We start from the raw sequence: 19,322 nt of genomic DNA on the forward strand, positions 1-19,322 counted from the left end.
AGGGCGGCGACGCGCCATGTGGCGCGTGTTCTGGTTGTGAAAAGTCGAACGATGTCGCGCTGGGTGTCCGGTGCGGCATCAGCAGGTTTCGAGACGGCGCTTATGCGAATGCGCGCTGTTTCCGAAAAGCGGCTGCCGGCGGTTTCGGCGGTCTGCATACCAAGTGGAATGGGTTTCGAAGGGCGGGTAATGGCCATCTGGCCGACCGCACACCCATATCCATCTAATAATGGAGTTGTCATGCCGAAGATGAAGACCAAGAAGAGTGCTGCGAAGCGCTTCGTGGTGCGTCCGGGCGGTACCGTCAAGCGCGGTCAAGCCTTCAAGCGCCACATTCTTACCAAGAAGACCACCAAGAACAAACGCCATCTGCGCGGTTCGACGGCAGTTCATGATTCCGATCTGAACTCCGTGCGCGCAATGCTGCCGTTCGCTTAACCCTTAACCGAAACTCATAGGAGCGAAACATGCCTCGAGTAAAACGTGGGGTTACCGCACGGGCCCGTCACAAGAAGATCATCAAGCTGGCCAAGGGTTACCGCGGCCGTCGCAATAACGTCTATCGCATCGCCAAGCAGGCGGTCATGCGCGCAGGCCAGTACGCCTATCGCGATCGCCGCAATAAGAAGCGTGTGTTCCGTGCATTGTGGATCACGCGTATCAACGCTGCGGTGCGTCAGCACGACATGACGTACAGCGTGTTCATCAACGGCCTGAAGAAGGCTTCGATCGAACTGGACCGCAAGGTGCTGGCCGACATGGCTGTGTTCGACAAGGCTGCTTTTGCTGCGATCGTTCAGCAGGTGAAAGCCGCCGTTGCAGCCTGATTGCGCTTCTGGCAATTAACACTGCGTGGTTCGTTGCAGCGAACATCCGGTAGTCTCGGTGACGCTGCAACAAAAACGGGGCTCCTCACCGAGCCCCGTTTTTGTTGGTAGAACCAGTTTTGCATCGATTGAACACTGACGTTGAAATGATGGGATCAATGGACCTGGACCAGATTGTCGCGGACGCGCAAAAAGCCTTCGCAGAAGCCTCCGACGTCACCACCCTCGAGAACGAGAAAGCGCGCTTTCTCGGCAAGTCGGGTGTGCTGACGGAACTGCTGAAGGGCCTTGGCAAACTCGATCCCGAAACGCGCAAGACCGAAGGCGCACGGATCAACCTCGTCAAGCAACAGGTTGAAGCCGCGCTGACGGCTCGCCGCCAGGCGCTGGCCGACGCGTTGCTGAATCAGCGCCTCGCCGCCGAAGCGATCGACGTCACCCTGCCTGGCCGCGGCGCCAATACGGGCAGCCTGCACCCGGTCATGCGGACGTGGGAGCGCGTCGAACAGATTTTCGGCAGCATCGGATTCGACGTGGCCGACGGCCCCGAAATCGAAACCGATTGGTACAACTTCACCTCGTTGAACAGCCCGGAAAACCATCCGGCGCGCTCAATGCAGGACACTTTTTACGTCGACGGCAAAGATGCCGACGGCCGCCAGCTGCTGCTGCGCACGCATACGAGCCCGATGCAGGTGCGTTACGCGCGTACCAACAAGCCGCCCATCAAGGTGATCGTGCCGGGTCGGACCTACCGTGTGGACAGCGACGCGACTCACTCGCCGATGTTCAATCAGGTCGAAGGCCTGTGGATCGACGAGAACATCAGCTTTGCGGACTTGAAGGGCGTCTATACGGACTTCCTCAAGAAATTCTTCGAACGCGACGATATTCTGGTGCGTTTCCGTCCGTCGTATTTCCCGTTCACCGAACCGTCGGCCGAGATCGACATGCTGTTCGAAACGGGCAAAAACGCGGGCAAGTGGCTCGAGATTTCGGGCTCAGGCCAGGTGCATCCTACCGTGATCCGCAACATGGGCCTCGACCCGGAGCGCTACATTGGCTTCGCTTTCGGCAGCGGCCTCGAACGCCTCACCATGTTGCGCTACGGCGTGCAAGACCTGCGTCTGTTCTTCGAAAACGACCTGCGTTTCTTGCGTCAATTCGCTTGAACGAACGCATTGCGCGACAAGCATAGAGCGCGGCCACGCACAGAGTGCATGCCGCCACAGCGTCCCGGCAGTGACAGGCAGTGACTCGCTGTAACTCATGGCAACTGGCAACTGGCAATTGCGCCGCACGCCGAGTTGCGTGATGTATCTGCCTTACGCGGACCTAACCCGATCAGAACGTACAGAGAACCATGCAATTCCCGGAATCCTGGCTGAGAACCTTTGTCGATCCGCAACTGACGACGGACGAGCTGTCGCACGCATTGACGATGGCGGGTCTCGAAGTTGAAGACTTGCGACCCGCTGCGCCACCGACCTCGAAGATCGTGGTCGGTCAGGTGCTGGAGGTCGTCAAGCACCCGGATGCGGACAAGCTGAACGTCTGCCAGGTTAACGCCGGCACGGGCGCCACGCTCAATATCGTCTGCGGTGCGCCGAACGTAGCGCCAGGCATCAAGGTGCCGGTTGCGCTGGTTGGCGCGCAACTGCCGCCGGCCGAAGAGGGCGGCGCGCCGTTCGCGATCAAGCTCTCGAAGCTGCGTGGCGTGGAAAGTCAGGGCATGCTTTGCTCGGCGCGCGAACTGAAGCTCTCAGAAGATCATAGCGGCCTCCTCATCCTGCCGGAAGATACGCCGATCGGCCAGGACATCCGCGAAACGCTCAAACTCGACGACACCATTTTCGAAATCAAGCTGACGCCGAACAAGGCAGATTGCTTGTCGGTGTTCGGCGTGGCGCGCGAAACCTCGGCGATCACCGGCGCACCGTTGCGTCCGCTCGAGATCAAGCCGGTCCAGGTCAAGCTCGACGAGACGCTGCCCGTCAAGATCTCGGCGCCCGATCTTTGCGGCCGTTTCTCGGGTCGTGTCATCCGCGGTGTGAATGCGCGTGCGAAATCGCCGCAATGGATGGTCGAACGTCTTGAGCGTTCAGGTCAGCGCAGCATCTCCGCGCTCGTGGATATTTCCAATTACGTGATGCTCGAGCTGGGCCGTCCATCGCACGTGTTCGATCTGGACAAGATCCACGGCGGTATGGACGTGCGTTGGGGCCGTAAGGGCGAAACGCTCAAGCTGCTGAACGGCAACACCGTCGAGGTTGACGAAACGGTCGGCGTGATCGCCGACGAGCAACACATTGAAAGCCTCGCGGGCATCATGGGCGGCGACAGCACGGCCGTCACGCTCGACACGACCAACATCTACCTTGAAGCCGCATTCTGGTGGCCCGATAGCATTCGCGGCCGCTCGCGCAAGTACAACTTCTCGACCGATGCGGGCCATCGTTTCGAGCGCGGCGTCGATTACGCGACCACCGTCGAGCACATCGAGCGGATCACCCAACTGATCCTCGACATTTGCGGCGGCGAAGCGGGTCCTGTGGACGACCAGGTCGTCAATGTGCCGCAGCGCGAGCCCGTGAAGATGCGCGTGTCCCGCGCGAACCGCATCATCGGCATCGCGATCGGCGCAGAGGAAATCGCGCAGATCTTTACGCGTCTCGGCCTTGCGTTCGAACGCGACGGCGACACGTTCTCGGTCATGCCGCCGTCGTACCGTTTCGATATCGAGATCGAAGAAGACCTGATCGAAGAAGTCGCGCGTATCTACGGCTTCGAGAAGATTCCGGCGCGACCGCCTATCGCTAAGAGCGAAATGCGCGCGACCAACGAAACGCGCCGCTCAATCCACGCAATCCGACACGCGCTTGCCGCTCGCGATTACGCTGAAACGGTCAACTTCAGTTTCGTGGATGCCGAATGGGAGCAGGACTTCGCCGGCAATGACAAGCCTGTGCGTCTGCTGAATCCGATTGCGAGCCAGTTGTCGGTCATGCGGACCACGCTGATCGGCAGCCTGATTCATGTGCTGCGCACCAACCTGAACCGCCGTGCTGCCGACCGCGTTCGCGTGTTCGAAGCTGGCCGCGTGTTCCTGCACGATCCGTCGATCAAGGCCGGGGAGCTCACGGTCGAAGGCTTCGCTCAGCCGAAGATGATCGGCGGCCTCGCGTACGGTCCCGCGCTTGAGGAGCAGTGGGGCGCGCCGTCGCGTACCGTCGACTATTTCGACGTGAAGGCCGACGTCGAGGCGTTGCTCGCGCCGGCAGTCGCGCGTTTCGTGAAAGCGGAGCATCCCGCGCTGCATCCGGGGCGCAGCGCTCGCATCGAAATGAATGGCCGCGCGATTGGGTGGATTGGCGAACTGCATCCACGCTGGATGCAAAAATATGATTTACCGAATGCGCCGATTCTGTTTGAAGTCGAAGCGGACGCATTAATGCAACGCGTATTGCCCACACCGTCGGAAGTGTCTAAATTCCCGCCGGTGCGTCGCGATATCGCGGTAGTTGTCGATCAGAAAATCGAGGCGCAGGCGCTGCTGGACGAGCTCCAGAAGGCTCAGTCGGAGCCCGCCTGCAAGACCGTCCAGAAGGTTGTGCTTTTCGACGAATTCCGTCCAAAATCAAACACTTCCGGTGGCTTGGGGGCTCACGAGAAAAGCCTTGCGTTCCGTGTTACCTTGCAAGATACTGGCGGGACCCTTCAGGACGAAACGGTCGATCTGGCCATTCAGACTCTGGTGGAACGTCTGGCTCGAGTATATGGCGCACGGTTGCGCGGATAACCCGCATTTAACAATTGCGCGGCTGTTTCCGCATCCTTTGTTTTCTGCATGACGCGCCATTTGATAGATATGAATGAAATGAACTCGAGTGATTTCGAAGCCCTTCTTACGGCGCAACGCAGCGCCATGATTCGAGAAATTCCGACATCACCCGCCGTCGTTTCAAGTGAAACGCCGACGCTCACCAAAGCGGAACTTGCCGAGTTGCTGTTCGACAATGTCGGGCTCAACAAGCGGGAAGCGAAAGACATGGTGGAGGCGTTTTTCGAGGTGATCCGGGATGCGCTGGAGAGCGGCGACAGTGTGAAGCTGTCGGGCTTCGGCAACTTCCAGTTGCGCGACAAACCGCAGCGTCCCGGCAGAAACCCGAAAACCGGCGAGGCAATTCCCATTGCCGCGCGCCGCGTTGTGACGTTCCATGCAAGTCAAAAGCTGAAGGCTCTGGTCGAGAACGGCGCTGAAGCGAGCTTCACGCGCTGATCGACTGGCGCGTTCCTGCGCAACCCACCACGACGGCTAACTGACGATGACAGCGACGATGGAAAAAGTCGTCTTGCCTCCGATTCCGGCGAAACGCTACTTCACGATTGGTGAGGTCAGCGAACTATGCGGCGTCAAACCGCATGTGTTGCGCTATTGGGAGCAGGAGTTTACGCAGTTGCGGCCTGTCAAGCGACGCGGCAATCGTCGGTACTATCAGCATCACGAGGTGCTGTTGATCCGGCGGATTCGTGAGTTGCTGTACGAGCAGGGCTTCACGATCAACGGTGCACGCAATCGCCTGGATTCACATGGCGGCGGTGCGCACAATGCGCCGGCTGAAATGGGCGAGCAGGTCGAGGGCTTCGTTCCTCCGGAGACGACAGCAACCGCGAGCGCCGTCGACGTCGAGCAGTTGCGCAAAGAACTGCTGAACGTTATCGATCTGCTGAATCGCTAGTCGCTTTATCGATGCGAACGGTTCTATTCGAATGAAGTGTCTGTTATAATTTTGTGCTGTTCGGGGCGTAGCGCAGCCTGGTAGCGTACCTGCATGGGGTGCAGGTGGTCGGAGGTTCAAATCCTCTCGCCCCGACCAATATACCGTGTTGATTTCATTCGCAAATCAACCAAATCAATGGCTTACGAAGCAGGTGTGGCCGGTGTAACATCCACCCGCACTCTTCGTTAAGCCATGACCAACTACCGTTCCAAGCGCGGCAACTGCTACTACTTCCGCCGCAAAATTCCTCTCGAACTGCAAACGCATTTCGGCGGCCGCAAAGAAGTCGTTAAAGCCCTCGGTACGTCCGACCCAAGCACGGCAGATGCGTTGTGCCGCGAGCATGCGGTCGTGTACGACACGTTATTCGAGAACGCCCGGCGGTCCACCAGGGCGACGGAAAGCGCGCGTGCTTCTGTAGACGCAGCGCAGCGCGGCGCTATTGCCGAGCAACGGGACGATTGGGAACGGGCTCAACTTGCCCATATCGAGGAAGCTGACCGGCTTTCCTATCAAACCGAAGAACAAGAGTTCGCGGAGCATGACCGCCAAGAGTCTCGCTTTGAGGCGTTAGTGTGGGAAGAGCAACAGCGGCTCAAAGCTCGGATCGAGGCACAGCGCCGCCTTGGTGGGCAGCATGCCGGCGTGACACAAACGCCGGGCGTCGGCACACTCCCGCAGAAAGTTGCGCGCGCAACTGAAACTCAGGGCAAAACTCTGCGTGACGTGATCCCCTCATGGACTCGTCGTACTAGCGCCGACCCTAGCACGGTAAAACGCGCGCAGAAGGCGCTAACCCTGTTTGAAGAGGCGGTCGGTAAAGTCCCATTGCGCGAACTCAGGAAAGCCCACGGGGCACAGTTTGTCGCATTTCTGCTTGACGATAGGAGGGGGTTCACAGCAAAGACCGCAGGTAATCACGCTTCGTACATCTCCGCGTTGCTCAACGTGGGGGTCAAAGATGATTGGATCGACCGCAACCCGTTAGACCGCACTTTTGATAAAACGGTCGGGGCACAGAAACGCGTGCCATGGTCCGAGGCAGAATTGAAGCTCTTATACGGCCACCCGTTGTTCTCGAAACGAATGAACGACGTACCTGAATGGCAGGGGGTAAGGCCTACGGACGGGCGCGCGTTGCTGCTGATCTTGCAACATACAGGCGCGCGTATCGGTGAAATAGCACAGCTTCGACGGTGTGATTTCCAAGTGCAGGCCGGTATCACCACGATTCGAATTACCGACGAAGCGGGGGCGATCAAGACGGCCGAGTCTGAGCGTACAGTACCGTTGGCCGACAATCTATTGGCCGACGAATGGTTCAGTGCGTGGCTTGCGAGAATCATGGATGGCACGCGTAATGATGCCGCTGCATTTCCATCAATGGCCGGACGTGCGCGCGGGCCTGCGGACACTTCCGTGCAATGGTTCCGGCAGTTTCGTAAAGCGGCTGGCTTGCCGCCGGGCACGCTGAACGGGTCACACAAATTCCGCCATTGGATACGGACGGCGATGAACGCACTGGACGTGGCTGAAGCCACGCAAGACGCAATCACCGGCCATGCGGTAGGCGGGTCGACCGGCAAGAAGGTCTACACACACGTTCCGGTGCCCATCATGCATGCCGCGTTGAACCGGCTGGCATTCCCCACGCTGTTTTCGGTCTAGTCGGGTGCCCGTAGCCGTTGAAAATTCGGTCTATGGGCGGCTTGTGGGAATCGGCTCGCGGTCCCTATGCATCTCCGCTTGGTCTCGGCAACGACCTCGCGCATCCCCGGCAACGCGGTTTCTGACGTGTCGTCCAGCCACGAAAGCTTAGGAAGCCATCGCACAGTCCGACGTACCGTTAGCACTTCTGCGACCACTCGACACAATAGCCAGTGCTCCCCTGCCTACCTCCGAGGGGAGCGCTTCGCCGAACTGGTCTACCAAATCCGCAACGCATTCGCGCACGGTATTTCATAGCCTCGTTGGGAAATTCAGGGCATAGCCCGCCGGCGTCCGTATCTGGTCGACCGAGTAGGCGATACCGCTAGCATCGTGGCGGATCTCACGCATTTACGAGGGCGCGTGTTCAAGTATGCCGACATGAAGGGGATTGACACGCTTCATCGGCTGCGAGAATTTGGTCGACGTTATTTGGGGTTACCCGGACGGTGCTGCCGTCCCGTGCCATCAAGATTCAGAGGTTCGTCGGTAGTCGACATCTCGTGGATGGCATTGGCCCTGCCAACCGCCGGTAGCCGGGCCACACCGGTCAGACGCCTTTCTCCGAAACAGTCAGTCAGCGAATTTCGATTGGCGAACTGGAGTGCCGGTAAGAAGCCGTTGACGACCTCACCCAAGCGACCCCAAGCGGTCATTCGACACTGACGCCTGCATCGTCAACATTCGCTGCACAGCTACATGCGTTCTGCACGGGCTTATCGCAGGCAGACACATGGACGCGCACCGCTTCCTCACGAACGGCCGCAGGGGCCTCCCGGTTAACGAGCAGGAAGCCGCGACGCAAGAATGAATCGATCCATTTCAGTTCCGCGGCCTCGCCCTCTTCCGCGTTCTGCCGATAGTCAATCTCGACAAGTTGAACTGACTCCCCAGCATTTGCGATGGCAGTCAGTATCGCGCGCCGCTCAAGGTTCGTGTAACTCGAATGATGCTTCGCCAGTCGACTTGCCGGGTCATTCGTGATTCCGATGTAGAACGGTATTCGGTTGAGGGGATTGACCAGGAGATAAACAGTCTTGAAGTGGTCCCGCTCCCGAGTACCTACGAGCCCAGTTGAAGTCTCAAGTTTACCCGGTTCCCACGATGGCAGTTTTGGGTTCAAGGCCGTATCACCGTCTCGTTCTCTTCGGAGATTATCTTCGTGAAGCAGGACCATGTAGTCGGAACCGAGCCCGGGATTCCACTTTGGCTTGGCCAGCCGCGACAGGATAGCGGTAGGGGTGCGCTCAAGGGTGTCACTGATGAACTTCGTGGAATGGTTGTGCGGCGGCTGCCACATTTGCCACAGCAATGTCTCTTCCTGTTCAGTCCACGATCTGGATTTAGCCATTTCACTCCTTGTGCTACGCGAGAGACGTGATCTGCCCGCTGTTCGCCAAGGCACCGATCGCCCCGGAGTTTTTCAGGCGGGCCGTGCCGGTAAGCGCGCTAGTGTTGGTCGGCAAATGCTGCGAATCTCGATTCTAAACTCTGACAGCCGCGTCACTAGCGGCTAGAATGGAGCCGTCGTTGGTGATGGCCTTGCCAGTGCCGCTCACCTGGACGGCGTCGCCATTCGTACTCCTGAAATTGCGCCGGTATCCAGAAGGTCGAACGCCCTTTGAGGGGCAACAGAACCGGACGTGTCGGATCGGATTCGGCCAACATCTGCCATTCACGTGAAGCGAGCAGAAGGACACTCGAAGATCGGCTCTATTTCAGTAAGCCGCCGTTAGGCACGAGCCGATGCCCGTCAGTTCGTCGGCCTTACCGGTTATTCCGTCTATAAAAAGGCTGTGTCGAGTCTAGTGCCCGCGTTGACGCTGGCCAGCCTTCCCAGTAAGTTGGTATCGGTGTTACATCAACGACCGCCCCGAAACCTATCCTATGTAATTCCTAGACAATAAAACGTCCAGCCCGTGCTCGCTAGGTCGATCGGAATATGTCTTGCTAAAATCCCAGTGATGTTCCACGCGGCAGTACTGCGGGGATATCAAGCGTCAACGTATGTTGATTGGCGTAGTGAATAAGCAGTGGCCAAATATTTAAAAATTCGTGAAATTTAGATGAAAAACAATATTCGATTTGATTTGTCTGGATGGTTAATTCATTTTTTTAGAGATATTGATTTGTCCGGAGAAAGTTCTATTTCATTTCCCGAGCACATGGGGTGGGGGAACATTTTTGAGGACGTCCGATATTCAGCGCTATTTATGCTTCGATGCGCCTTACGCAATGGCCGTCTATGGGCCACTTGGTCATTCAGAAACGGGGCGCGGACTATCTATGGACCGGACCCGGCAATATGCTTTACTGACATGCCAATAGCTGCGTTCCTTGAGGCCGGACACGAGCGGGCTGTACGCGGTGAAGCGATGAGTTCGTTCGCGTTGGTATTTCCCAAAGAAGCAATGCATCGGATCAATGCAAATCCTGTTATTTATGGTCTCAGCCAGAAAAATGTACGACTTCCTTTGAACACGGCTGGCGGTCCAAGGATCATCGATCCCGCTGTGCTCCCGGAAGCTGAACAACATCGATATGTGACTTATAGTCACCGCACCGATTGGACGCATGAACGCGAGTGGCGATGGCCGTTTCGCGGAAATTATATTGAAGTTGAAAGGGAATTGCGCGAGTTCGGCGTGGTCTCCGATTGGAGTGACATTCCAGGACTGGATTTCTATTCCCACGACATTTCCGGAATGGGCGTGCTCGTGAAAACCCAAGAGCAGGCGATGTGGGTAGTCAATGACATACTTACTCTTGTGGACCGAGGCAATATTGATCGCAGCAGATTCGCATTTGTACTCGCAGCTGACACGCTTCCTCCTCTTTCGCACCTACAAAGTCCGGCGCAAATTTCTGCTGCGATCGCCAGCGCGGCAGTTGATCTGGAGCCGCATTTCAACCACGGCAAAAATTCGCTCAATGACCTTAGTCGGCGATTTTCTGATTTAGTAGGTACAATTGCCACTAACGCACAAGAGCCGGTTGATGGCGAGTCCGGAGGATGCTGGCTATGGCTGCTAGACAACGCCGCGCCGCTAACACGGGCTTTGATTAACGAGGGATCCGTTATTGTATCCGATTCAGGAAAATATCTCGTGAACCTCGTTCAATTCTCGCATTCGTGGAATCTTCGACAGCGCGAAAGTATGACTGAAGCATTGGCGGAAAGTGTTAAAGAAGAATTTAATCTAGAATGTGGATATCATTCCGTCCTTAACTCGACAGATGTAAATGCAATTCCATTCTACAATGGCGACCATATCGATAATAAAAGTTACTATAATTGTTCTTGGGTTGGATAATTGGGTTTCTGCCGTGAGCGAGTTATGTCGGCGAGGTATTTCCATTGCCGGTTCGGTTGACGTGGGCCGTGGGCGTTGCCCTGTTGTTGCTCCTAAACTCGTAATCCATCTGCGTGAGCGAGCGTGACTATCTGGAATGGACGGTTACGTGTCGGCCAACACGATCGCTCTTACCGACCGTTAATCATTGGAAGCGGTCAGTGATGTAGTGCTAGATCGAAGGGCTGAATTGGGTCGCGTTTGGCCGGCCGCAGACGGACGCGACTCGGCTCAGGCGAGCAGATCGCGTGAAGCACTGATCGGCCACTATGAGACTGTCGACAGGCCGCGCTCGTCGCGCCAAAGAGAAATGCTTACGCGGTTTCCGAGGCGGGTATCACTGTCGGATAAGTGGCCCATACACGCGCACTAAGAACCATCAGTCGGTTCAAGGATGACATGCGCGCCGGAGCCGCGCCTCATAGGCTGATCACCGACGATAGCTCCGTTCACCGCGTCAACGGGGATGTCGATCATTTATCTGGGAGATGTGATGACGTTTTGGAACTGCGTCGGCACAGACTGAGCGGCCACTGTCGCCCGGCGTGGTATGGATCGCAAGACGGTGCGGCAAGTACGTTAGGAAAGGCGTTCAGGCGCCTCGTTACCTCCCGCGCGGACGACCGTGTGTGATCAATCCGTTCGTTCTCTAATGGCAACCGGTAACTACATTCATGAGTCGCGAATTCGGCCCCTCAAAACGGGTGAGTGTCCGTTGCTGTTGTGCCGCCAAGAGCCAGTACGGCAGAATGGGGTGACAACTTATCTATCAGCTCCCCCGACCGATGACTGCTTATGGCGTCCAACCGCGCTCGCCCGGTTGACCCGCTTTCGACCCCGCGTCAGCTCCCCGTAACGACCATTCGCCATGTAGTGGACTTCGCACAAAACACGGTAAGTAGAAAAAAAGTCCGCGAACGCACGGAGCAATTCCCTCGCCCAACCTAGTCGGTCAGCACCCTCAGCGAAGAAGCGCCGAACGACGTCAACGTCTGAACGAAGATGGAAGACGTTGTTTCGTACCTGCCGCAGCAAATCAGAGTGTCGTTTCATTGCCTTCCCGATCGCGTTAGCATCCGGAATCAACTCAGTAAACTCTTCGGGCCGATGTTCCGATAGCAAGACTCGCATGCGAAGCGCCTCAAATCCCTCGCACGTCGCACGAAGGAAACCTAGCCAGGATAAGAGATATATCCTGAGGTCGATTGTGTCTTTGGAGGGTAACGAGCGGCGTTTCCGCCATCGGTCATAAAGTCGGTCGTAATTCTTTCGCATCAATTCTGCAGCGAGATACTGGTGGGCATACAGGTCTAAAACCCGATCTAGGTTTCGGCTTGGCAGCTTATCACCCGGCATAGTACTGTCGATATCAACCGCGAGAGAGCGCGGTTCATTTGCGACGTAGTGCAAGTTGTCAGCCGAGAGGACCAGCTCGCCTGATTGCACTGCTTTTGAGAACTCCTCTCGGAAGGATAGCTCCGTGAAACCGTAGCTTGACAGCTCGCCTCTTGCGAAGCAGAGAAGTTTCCAAAGATCAATACCGTCGATCTCGCCTTGTTGGCCAAAGTCGAAATCCACTGCACCGGTCGGTAGGAACACCGCACATCCAGCACCGTGCTTCAGAAATCGAATACCACAGTCGAGCGTGCAGTCGAGGTCGATGCGAGCGTCGATCCAATCCGATCTGCAATAGGGGAGATCAATCCCAGAGCGATACATAAGAGCTACTGCGGAGCGAACACTCGCGTGGTAGTCGGCAATAAGTTTGGGCAATCCTGTCTGCAATCGGGCCTCGCACTAGATCCGTTTGTGCGTGATTTTACCCGCTGTACTGCCGTCGTCCTCTAGGCTATGTGGCACGGTCTCAGCTTTTGCTTCACGACGCGACACGGGTCGGACTGTCAGGCGTCTAATCACGGTCCAGTGACCACACTCTATTGTGCATCGAAGTGGCGCTCATGCAATCCCCACCGAAGTCCTTTCCCTTCCTCCGCTTCGATATGAGTAACTTCCGACGTGGATAGACGCCAAAATCGTCCGCTTTCGAAGCGAGCACTAACGGTTAGAGATGTGCAAGGCGGAAGGCATGCCCAGGGCCGGAATCGAATGTCCTTAAAGGGCGGGCGCTCCGGCCATTTCTGTGCAGTTTGTGAGAGGTTGGCTGCAATTTCGCTCGGCTGCGGCTTCCTCTCGCGCCTGGTCGAGCTATCGACGCATAAGTTTGTTGTCCCGGCTTTAATCGTCTGGGTGGTCCTCGTCGCCGCCCAACGTCTCGTCCCGTTCCTCCTCGTGCTCCACTTGGGCACGCTTGAATTCTTCCGCTTCCCTCTGGGTCAACAGGTGCTGACCGGCATCGCGTATCTTCGACACTGCCTGAATTACTTCCCCATGTTGCTGTACGTACCCGTCAAGCATATTCCGGATCGCGTCCGACGTAGTTCGTTTAGTCGCAAACGCGATGATTTCAAGTTGTTCGTGCAAGTCCACGGGAATACGGACATGTAGCACGCGCGTCTCGACTCCCTTTGGCCGCCCTCGCGGGCGGGGTGGCGGAGAGGCATCATTAGTGCGAGTCATTTCGGTGACCTATAACACGAAAATTAAATGGTCTCATGCTTTGGGGTCGCCAGACCATAAATAAGGGTTTACCACTACTTTCAATGTATTTACTGTGATACAAAACACAGTTAATATTCGTCCCGTAGCAAGCAAAGCCTCTTCGGCATGGCGACCGGAGATAAAAGGATTCGATCTTGATGATGGAAGTCGGCAGCTAGGGACTCCTAGTCACCCAACGCTCTGTTGACCTCATGGGTCCGCACCGATGGTTCTGCAAGTGTCGATGGACCCGAAGGCTCGTGACCGGAGGGGAAACCGAAAGGTTTAATAAGGGGATTCGTGAGTCTCTTTATTCAACCAGGAGGAAATATTGATCGACCATAGGACACCATTTGCGAGAACGGAAGCGGGAAGGCTGCCCCCGTCGGCAACGAAGCCAGTACAAAAGATTCGGGCGGCCCAGATGCAGTCTCCGGGGTACGGAGATACTAAGACGAGCCGCCTCCGGACGACAAGGGACCGTAATGCGATGCGCGCTACCGCGTCGCCGCGATGCAGACGCGAGGACTTGATTGCGCGAGCGCGAGCCGAGATGCAACCGGAGGAATTCGTGATGTTCGTTCGGCGGATTATGGCGACGCTGCCCCGCTAATGAAACGAGGAATCGGCATGAAAAGCGGAGCAGTGCTGCTGTTCTTGTGTCTTTGCGTTTGGATCGGCAACGCCGCGATAGTGTGGCATCCGGTCCATTTCGTTTGACCAGCAGTATTACCAGCGAGGGAATGCTATGGGTTCACCCAGCGGGATCACCTCCCGGCGAAGTGCCGTGACCTATGACGGCGTTGTACGTGTTATTACTTTCAAGGTTCGGCCGGAAATGCAGAAGGCGATTCGCCATCAGGCCGTAGAAGAAGATTTGGACGTGTCGGAGCTTATCCGGCGCGCGGTGTCCCGATACTTGGCAGCGGCACAGCAGCAACAAACCTAGCAGGCAAAGAAACAGGCAGTCCGTCCGTTGATCGACGTGGGCAAGCCGATGATTTGATTCGATCTTCGTTTTAATCTCTAATCGATTTATTTAGGAATACATATTTTGGCAGCGAAAAAACCAACCATCATTTACCCAGCACCGCAACCGGAGCTTGCGAGCGCAATCGCCGCCCTACAGGCCGCAGCAGATACGGTCGAGCATGTGAAGAAGACCGTTGCAGAGTGGCCGGCGAAGATCGCACAGGCCGAAACGAATCTGGCGGAGATCGAAAGACGGCTGGACCGTAAGGAAACAGACCGTGATCTAACGCGGGGCGATAAGTCCGCCATTGATGCAGAAATCGAGCAACTGTCGAGCGAGGCGGCCGAGCAACGCGAGGTCCTTAGCCGGTTGCGTTCCCGAATTCCGCACCTCAACGAACGCGGCGAGGAAGCAAACGAAGCACTTGAAAGCGCAAAGCGTGAGCAGCGTTCGCAACTGTCGACATATTTCAATGCCTGTCGGGATACGATTGCTGGTCCGCTCCTAGAGTGCGCCGCGAACCTTGCATCACTTACCGCACAGTACCGCATCCTGGTGGACGCAGCGGGATACAGGATGAACACCGACTGGTTCGACCGTGTGTGCGTCCCCGATATTCGCCATACTTCGCGCGACCTTCTGACGGTTGACGAGACAGGCGCGGTCGCAGCGGCGGTCGCAGCGATGAATCCGACGTTGGAGCCCCTGCGCGAGGGGCAGCGATTGTTGGCTGCGCCGAGATTCGACCCGCGCCCGGTAGCGGCGATGCGAGGTTAAGGAGCGGGTATGAACTTCAGATTGATGTTTTCCAACATCCGATCGCTCGCCGGGGTGCCGAGCCGCCGCTCGCCGGTTGCGTCTGCTGTCGTGGTTCCGAAGACGGAAGCCAGAGCGCCTGCGTCGCGCCCAACGGGTAATCAACGCACACCCACTACGAAGCCGGTGAGTCCGGCTAGATTGCTTCCGATGGATGATGTTCCGCAAGAGGACGACGAGGCCGAGTTGCTCGGCGCTACTGCGGAAAGCAAAGCACGCGACCGCGAGCGCGCACGGTGCGCTGCAATCCTTGGATCGGCCGGGGGCGTCCGCAATCCGGTTGTAGCCCGTACGCTTGCTTTCTCCACAAGCATGTCTAGGCGCGAGGCAATAGCAACCCTGGACGCCCTCCCAGAGCCGGCTCCGTCGCCCGCATCTTTCCGGGGGGCGCGCATTTCGCGTCGTGACACAGGCAGGGAGTTCTCATGAGCGCTGCATCACTGTGTTTTGACGCGGAGCGCATGCGCATCGCCCTGTGGCATTTTCCCGCTTTGCGGCGGGGAAGGAAAACGGCGGAAGTTCTTCGACGCGAACTGATTGCGCGTCTGCTGGGGAGCGGGCATCCGGGGTTCCGGGGCAAGCCTGCCGATATAGACGCCCATGTAACCGTCCTCGTGGATGCCGTTCAAGGCAAGCACGGGCGCGCGTTGCAAATCGCTGTCACGGCATTCGGCAACGGCCGGCGGGCTACAGAAACGCTCGACCGTCTTACCGCGAAGAAGCGCGGCCGCGACCGAGCGCAAGAGGCCGAAGCGGAGGCCGACGTTCGGCAATGGCTGTCGATCTACAAGGCTTCGCGGCTGTTGTACCTAGCGGCCCGTGCTGTACGCGGCGAACCCGCTATCGACGTCTTGCCGGAAGGGTGCGAGTCCCCGAATTACCTGCTCCGGGAACCGCCGGCGGGCAGCTTCCATGCGCCTGTAAAGCAACCTTGGCTCATACCGCATGCCGCGCCTGTAATTGAGCCGGCGGGCGAATTGATAGCAGCGTCTGCTAACGCTGTGGCCCTCGCTAGGGCGGCGGCCGATGCAGCAAACGTGCTGCGGTTGGCCCGCGTCGGCGCCGCGCCGGTTATCAAACTGCCTGAAGCATGCGGTTTCGGTGACACCGAAGAGTCCCGTGAGTCGGCCGGTCAAGTGATCGTCGCAACGCTCGAACGGTTCGCCGCGGTGCTGGAAAACCAAACAATGGAGGCCGCATGAGTACTTCAGTTACCGACACCACGGTAAAGCTGATTTTGAATAATCAAGAGATTGCCGGGTGGACGGGAGTTCGCATTACACGCGGCATTGAGCGGCTACCTAGCGACTTCGAACTAGGGCTAACCGAACTGTACCCAAGCGAGGCACAAGAGGTAGTCGTGACCCCCGGCGACGATTGCATGATTACCATTGGTGATTACCTCGTCCTAACCGGTTACGTCGATAAATACATCCCCTCATACGGCCCGGACGGGCACTCAATCCGGATTACCGGACGGGGCAAGTGTCAAGACCTCGTGGACTGCTCCGCAGAGTGGGAAACGAGCCAAATGAGTTCCACCACTGCGGACGTGATCGCGTCGAACCTTGCGAGTGCGTACGGCATTTCCGTAACGTGTAACGTCGAGGTTCTCACGCTCGTTCCGCAGTTCAACATCATGTTAGGTGAAACCGCGTTCGAGATTATCGACCGCGTGTGCAAGTTCAGCGGGCTTCTGGCGTACGACGGCGTGGACGGAAATTTGATCCTGTCCGAAGTGGGCACGGAGGAACATTCGTCCGGCCTCTTTGAGGGGAAAAACGTAATGGCCGCCTCGGTTGAATACTCGATGGACCGGCGTTACCAAACGTACACCGGATGGCTTAACGCAATTAATCGCATTGGGGACGGCTTCGACCCGCCGAACTCGTACGCCGTTGTCAAAGACGCGACAGTGAACCGCAACCGGAAAAAGTTCGTGCTTGCAGAGGCCGTGCAGGGGTACAAAGACCTCTTGGCTAAGCGTGTGGCTTGGGAGATGAACCGGCGTAACGGTCGTGCGAAGGTGGCCCGTGTGCGGGTAGATAGCTGGCTTGATTCGGACGCGAATCTATGGACGCCCAATAGGCTCGCCCCGGTATACCTGCCTAGTCTGAAGTTGGCGGACACCAACAAGCAACCGTTGAAGTGGACGATTGGCGAGGTCACGTACACGACGAATCAGGAAGGGACTACCGCAGAGTTAGTGCTTATGGACCCGTCCGCGTTCTCTGTACAGCCGGCACAGTTGGATTACGGATTCATCGACAACCATGTGGCGGCCTAACCGTCATAGGCCCTTTCCAGAACGGACCCATGCTGAGAAGCCGTCGCGTACCTTGTTCTCCCAATCGGGGATGCGCTTCAACCGTGCGATCTCATCGGCGTCAAGCCAGAATCGAACGAGGGGACGCGGATCGTCGGGTGTTCCTTCGTCTAGGACTTGGACGGCGCTTTTGTCAGGCGTGTGGCGGATTCCATATCTTTCGCACAAAATGGATTCGAACTATCTCCAGAAATCAATGTAGCAGACAAACGGAGCAACCATGAACAGTAAGGAAGACGACAAGCAAGACGGCCTGGAAGGTAGCTGGAACTATCGCGTAGTGGAATTCACAGCCGACGGAGAGACATGGCGCGCAATCCACGAGGTGTATTACCGCAATGACGTGCCGAGCGGGTATTCGGGGACTCCGGCTGTCGTCACGTGGGACCCCACTGACGCGGACGAGCAAGCAGGCCTGCGAGTTCTCCGGCGTATGCAAGAAGCCTTGAGTAAGCCTGTGCTTACGGGTGATGATTTCGGCAACAACGCCGCGAATGACTCGGAGGCTTGATGACGAAGCGAGCGGACCTCCATGGCTAACCGTCGTAGGCCGGGGGAACGGACCAAAACACATCGCCCCGAAAGCCCTAGCGGCTATCCCCTAGATGCGGATAAACGACTGAGAGCAAAAGCAGCGTTCTTACGGCAATCTTTAGGTGATGCCTGCCGCGCAGCGACAGAGCAGTTTCCATGTTGTGTACAGCAGTCCGCGAGCTTCGTTGGCCGCGAGAAGGCAGATTGCAGGCCGGGCGAAATCATCACGGACAGAGAGATACAGCTAATGATCGAGGTAGCTGGCAGGCGTGAACGATGGCGACGAAACAACGATTTGCCGGCGATGCTTGCCGACGAGATCGAAAGGGCGATTCTTCAGCCGCACATACGGGAGCTTGGCCGTGCGCGTCGCGCACGGCAGAGGGCGGCAGTGCACGAACTGGCCGAGAGTATCCGCAGCAGCCGCGCGCCGCTCACCGTTGCCGCACTAGGCGATTTTCCATACTAGTAAGTCCTCTAAGGCGGCACATTGATTTGTAACGATTTTTTTGATTTTCCCCTAAATGCCAACATGATCTGAAGCCCTATCCAGCAAGGCTTTGCCGGGGGGTGGAAAGCAGAAAGTCCCTTCGTTGGAAACTTTTTATACAATCAAAAACCCATGCGCACACGATGTAAAACGCAGGCGGCGGTAGGCCACATAGCCGAAGCAGTGGCGTATAGCCTCGATCTGTACGAACAAGCCCTACACGGCATCGAGCCGACTGACGTCCACGCCATGGTCCTGGAGGAGGCGGAGAGAGCCGCACTGCAGTGGACCATGATGATGGTCGGGCATAACCAATCCCGTGCAGCGGAGTGGCTTGGCGTCGCTCGGCCCACCCTACGCGCAAAGCTCGACCTTCACGGAATTCGCGCACCTGGTTGACCGGTCCTCGAGTCCGTTTCTCCTACTTCACAGAAACCGAATGCCGGTACAAGCAAAGATAAAGATTAGGATTACGTATGAAAATGAATACCGAACGGAACACTGATACGCATTACGACGAGGCAGTGTGGACGATGCTTGATCCGGAAACGGACTGGCCGACGTTGCCAGAAGATATCAACCCAGAGCGGGGTGGCCCGGAAGCGTACTTTGCGGACTGCATCCGCGAGCATGTCGCTCACGCCCGAAGTCAGCTTGCACAGCTAGAAGGGGCGTTGGGGCGGCCCGGATGGTTCGAGGTGGAGCAAGAGGCGTTCGACGCCTTGCACGAGGCGATGGTGGGGATAGAGGTGGCGGTGACCGGACGTCTCATCCTTGGACACGCCACCTTGGCCGATGCCAACCTCTAGGCCAGTCGAGACTTGCCGCAGGACCGCGTCCACGCTGTTATGGGTCGTGGTAACGTTAGTAGCGCATTGCGCGACTTATGGCGTATTCGATTTGAGGAAGCCCCCGCT

18 protein-coding genes and 1 tRNA gene are annotated in these 19,322 nt (G+C 57.3%); 17 read left to right on the plus strand and 2 right to left on the minus strand.

Translation table 11 applies throughout. The features are described from left to right. Nucleotides 1-240 precede the first annotated feature (240 nt). From rpmI to BCA01S_RS08850, 8 genes are all read left to right on the plus strand, one after another. Nucleotides 241-438 (plus strand): 50S ribosomal protein L35, encoded by a 198-nt coding sequence (gene rpmI, locus BCA01S_RS08815; protein ID WP_006052501.1) that lies wholly within the window; start codon nucleotides 241-243, stop codon nucleotides 436-438. A 29-nt stretch (nucleotides 439-467) separates the two neighbouring features. Further along, complete coding sequence (gene rplT, locus BCA01S_RS08820; RefSeq protein ID WP_006052502.1) at nucleotides 468-827, plus strand: 50S ribosomal protein L20; 360 nt, start codon at nucleotides 468-470, stop codon at nucleotides 825-827. Between the two features lie 158 nt (nucleotides 828-985). Continuing rightward, entirely contained in the window at nucleotides 986-1,999 is a 1,014-nt protein-coding gene (gene pheS / locus BCA01S_RS08825) for a phenylalanine--tRNA ligase subunit alpha (protein WP_020069527.1), read from the plus strand. Between the two features lie 191 nt (nucleotides 2,000-2,190). Further along, on the plus strand, nucleotides 2,191-4,626 hold the full coding sequence (gene pheT, locus BCA01S_RS08830; protein WP_027776599.1) for a phenylalanine--tRNA ligase subunit beta: 2,436 nt from the start codon (nucleotides 2,191-2,193) through the stop codon (nucleotides 4,624-4,626). Between the two features lie 69 nt (nucleotides 4,627-4,695). Further along, on the plus strand, nucleotides 4,696-5,106 hold the full coding sequence (locus BCA01S_RS08835) for an integration host factor subunit alpha (RefSeq protein ID WP_027776600.1): 411 nt from the start codon (nucleotides 4,696-4,698) through the stop codon (nucleotides 5,104-5,106). A gap of 46 nt (nucleotides 5,107-5,152) precedes the next feature. Beyond that, nucleotides 5,153-5,566, plus strand: a complete 414-nt coding sequence (locus BCA01S_RS08840) for a MerR family transcriptional regulator (RefSeq protein ID WP_027776601.1) — start codon at nucleotides 5,153-5,155, stop codon at nucleotides 5,564-5,566. A 61-nt stretch (nucleotides 5,567-5,627) separates the two neighbouring features. After that, nucleotides 5,628-5,704: transfer RNA gene (locus tag BCA01S_RS08845), tRNA-Pro, on the plus strand. A gap of 96 nt (nucleotides 5,705-5,800) precedes the next feature. After that, nucleotides 5,801-7,276: a DUF6538 domain-containing protein gene (locus BCA01S_RS08850; protein ID WP_027776602.1), complete on the plus strand. Its 1,476-nt coding sequence runs from the start codon at nucleotides 5,801-5,803 to the stop codon at nucleotides 7,274-7,276. Nucleotides 7,277-7,967: 691 nt separating this feature from the next. Here BCA01S_RS08850 and BCA01S_RS08855 read toward each other — a convergent pair. Next, entirely contained in the window at nucleotides 7,968-8,666 is a 699-nt protein-coding gene (locus BCA01S_RS08855; protein ID WP_027776603.1) for a GIY-YIG nuclease family protein, read from the minus strand. 715 nt (nucleotides 8,667-9,381) lie between these two features. Between BCA01S_RS08855 and BCA01S_RS37925 the strand changes: the two genes are divergently transcribed. Then, a complete protein-coding gene (locus BCA01S_RS37925; RefSeq protein ID WP_156955038.1) occupies nucleotides 9,382-10,629 on the plus strand; it encodes a DUF4427 domain-containing protein in 1,248 nt (415 codons plus the stop codon). Between the two features lie 801 nt (nucleotides 10,630-11,430). On the opposite strand, the gene BCA01S_RS38700 is transcribed toward BCA01S_RS37925, so the two are convergent. Beyond that, the gene (locus BCA01S_RS38700; protein ID WP_174447022.1) at nucleotides 11,431-12,441 is read right to left on the minus strand and encodes a DUF6896 domain-containing protein; all 1,011 of its coding nucleotides are present in this window, start codon (nucleotides 12,439-12,441) and stop codon (nucleotides 11,431-11,433) included. Between the two features lie 333 nt (nucleotides 12,442-12,774). On the opposite strand from BCA01S_RS38700, the gene BCA01S_RS37930 reads away from it, so the two are divergent. From BCA01S_RS37930 to BCA01S_RS08920, 8 genes are all read left to right on the plus strand, one after another. Beyond that, a complete protein-coding gene (locus BCA01S_RS37930; RefSeq protein ID WP_156955039.1) occupies nucleotides 12,775-13,173 on the plus strand; it encodes a hypothetical protein in 399 nt (132 codons plus the stop codon). Nucleotides 13,174-14,014: 841 nt separating this feature from the next. Further along, nucleotides 14,015-14,215, plus strand: a complete 201-nt coding sequence (locus BCA01S_RS37935) for a ribbon-helix-helix protein, CopG family (RefSeq protein ID WP_027776606.1) — start codon at nucleotides 14,015-14,017, stop codon at nucleotides 14,213-14,215. A gap of 105 nt (nucleotides 14,216-14,320) precedes the next feature. Continuing rightward, complete coding sequence (locus BCA01S_RS08890; RefSeq protein ID WP_027776607.1) at nucleotides 14,321-15,016, plus strand: hypothetical protein; 696 nt, start codon at nucleotides 14,321-14,323, stop codon at nucleotides 15,014-15,016. Nucleotides 15,017-15,516: 500 nt separating this feature from the next. After that, nucleotides 15,517-16,257: a hypothetical protein gene (locus BCA01S_RS08895; protein ID WP_156955040.1), complete on the plus strand. Its 741-nt coding sequence runs from the start codon at nucleotides 15,517-15,519 to the stop codon at nucleotides 16,255-16,257. Next, nucleotides 16,254-17,342, plus strand: coding sequence for a phage baseplate assembly protein (locus BCA01S_RS34685; RefSeq protein WP_042318265.1), 1,089 nt, complete (start codon nucleotides 16,254-16,256; stop codon nucleotides 17,340-17,342). Before BCA01S_RS08895 ends, BCA01S_RS34685 begins: the two co-directional genes overlap by 4 nt. A gap of 259 nt (nucleotides 17,343-17,601) precedes the next feature. Continuing rightward, nucleotides 17,602-17,892 (plus strand): hypothetical protein, encoded by a 291-nt coding sequence (locus tag BCA01S_RS08905; RefSeq protein WP_027776609.1) that lies wholly within the window; start codon nucleotides 17,602-17,604, stop codon nucleotides 17,890-17,892. Between the two features lie 762 nt (nucleotides 17,893-18,654). Then, nucleotides 18,655-18,804 carry a helix-turn-helix domain-containing protein gene (locus BCA01S_RS39000; RefSeq protein ID WP_255218470.1) on the plus strand — a complete coding sequence of 50 codons (150 nt, stop codon included), beginning with the start codon at nucleotides 18,655-18,657 and terminating at the stop codon, nucleotides 18,802-18,804. 77 nt (nucleotides 18,805-18,881) lie between these two features. Further along, on the plus strand, nucleotides 18,882-19,214 hold the full coding sequence (locus BCA01S_RS08920; RefSeq protein WP_027776611.1) for a hypothetical protein: 333 nt from the start codon (nucleotides 18,882-18,884) through the stop codon (nucleotides 19,212-19,214). The last annotated feature ends 108 nt before the right edge of the window (nucleotides 19,215-19,322 follow it).

The organism is Paraburkholderia caledonica NBRC 102488 (assembly GCF_000685095.1).
Classification (GTDB): Bacteria; Pseudomonadota; Gammaproteobacteria; order Burkholderiales; family Burkholderiaceae; genus Paraburkholderia; species Paraburkholderia caledonica.

Bases quoted from the DNA above. Each gene is read 5' to 3' on its own strand.
- rpmI (WP_006052501.1), top strand. From the start codon at position 241: ATGCCGAAGATGAAGACCAAGAAGAGTGCTGCGAAGCGCTTCGTGGTG.
- rplT (WP_006052502.1), top strand. From the start codon at position 468: ATGCCTCGAGTAAAACGTGGGGTTACCGCACGGGCCCGTCACAAGAAG.
- pheS (WP_020069527.1), top strand. From the start codon at position 986: ATGGACCTGGACCAGATTGTCGCGGACGCGCAAAAAGCCTTCGCAGAA.
- pheT (WP_027776599.1), top strand. From the start codon at position 2,191: ATGCAATTCCCGGAATCCTGGCTGAGAACCTTTGTCGATCCGCAACTG.
- BCA01S_RS08835 (WP_027776600.1), top strand. From the start codon at position 4,696: ATGAATGAAATGAACTCGAGTGATTTCGAAGCCCTTCTTACGGCGCAA.
- BCA01S_RS08840 (WP_027776601.1), top strand. From the start codon at position 5,153: ATGACAGCGACGATGGAAAAAGTCGTCTTGCCTCCGATTCCGGCGAAA.
- BCA01S_RS08850 (WP_027776602.1), top strand. From the start codon at position 5,801: ATGACCAACTACCGTTCCAAGCGCGGCAACTGCTACTACTTCCGCCGC.
- BCA01S_RS08855 (WP_027776603.1), bottom strand. From the start codon at position 8,666: ATGGCTAAATCCAGATCGTGGACTGAACAGGAAGAGACATTGCTGTGG.
- BCA01S_RS37925 (WP_156955038.1), top strand. From the start codon at position 9,382: ATGAAAAACAATATTCGATTTGATTTGTCTGGATGGTTAATTCATTTT.
- BCA01S_RS37930 (WP_156955039.1), top strand. From the start codon at position 12,775: ATGTCCTTAAAGGGCGGGCGCTCCGGCCATTTCTGTGCAGTTTGTGAG.
- BCA01S_RS37935 (WP_027776606.1), top strand. From the start codon at position 14,015: ATGGGTTCACCCAGCGGGATCACCTCCCGGCGAAGTGCCGTGACCTAT.
- BCA01S_RS08895 (WP_156955040.1), top strand. From the start codon at position 15,517: ATGCGCATCGCCCTGTGGCATTTTCCCGCTTTGCGGCGGGGAAGGAAA.
- BCA01S_RS34685 (WP_042318265.1), top strand. From the start codon at position 16,254: ATGAGTACTTCAGTTACCGACACCACGGTAAAGCTGATTTTGAATAAT.
- BCA01S_RS08905 (WP_027776609.1), top strand. From the start codon at position 17,602: ATGAACAGTAAGGAAGACGACAAGCAAGACGGCCTGGAAGGTAGCTGG.
- BCA01S_RS39000 (WP_255218470.1), top strand. From the start codon at position 18,655: ATGGTCCTGGAGGAGGCGGAGAGAGCCGCACTGCAGTGGACCATGATG.
- BCA01S_RS08920 (WP_027776611.1), top strand. From the start codon at position 18,882: ATGAAAATGAATACCGAACGGAACACTGATACGCATTACGACGAGGCA.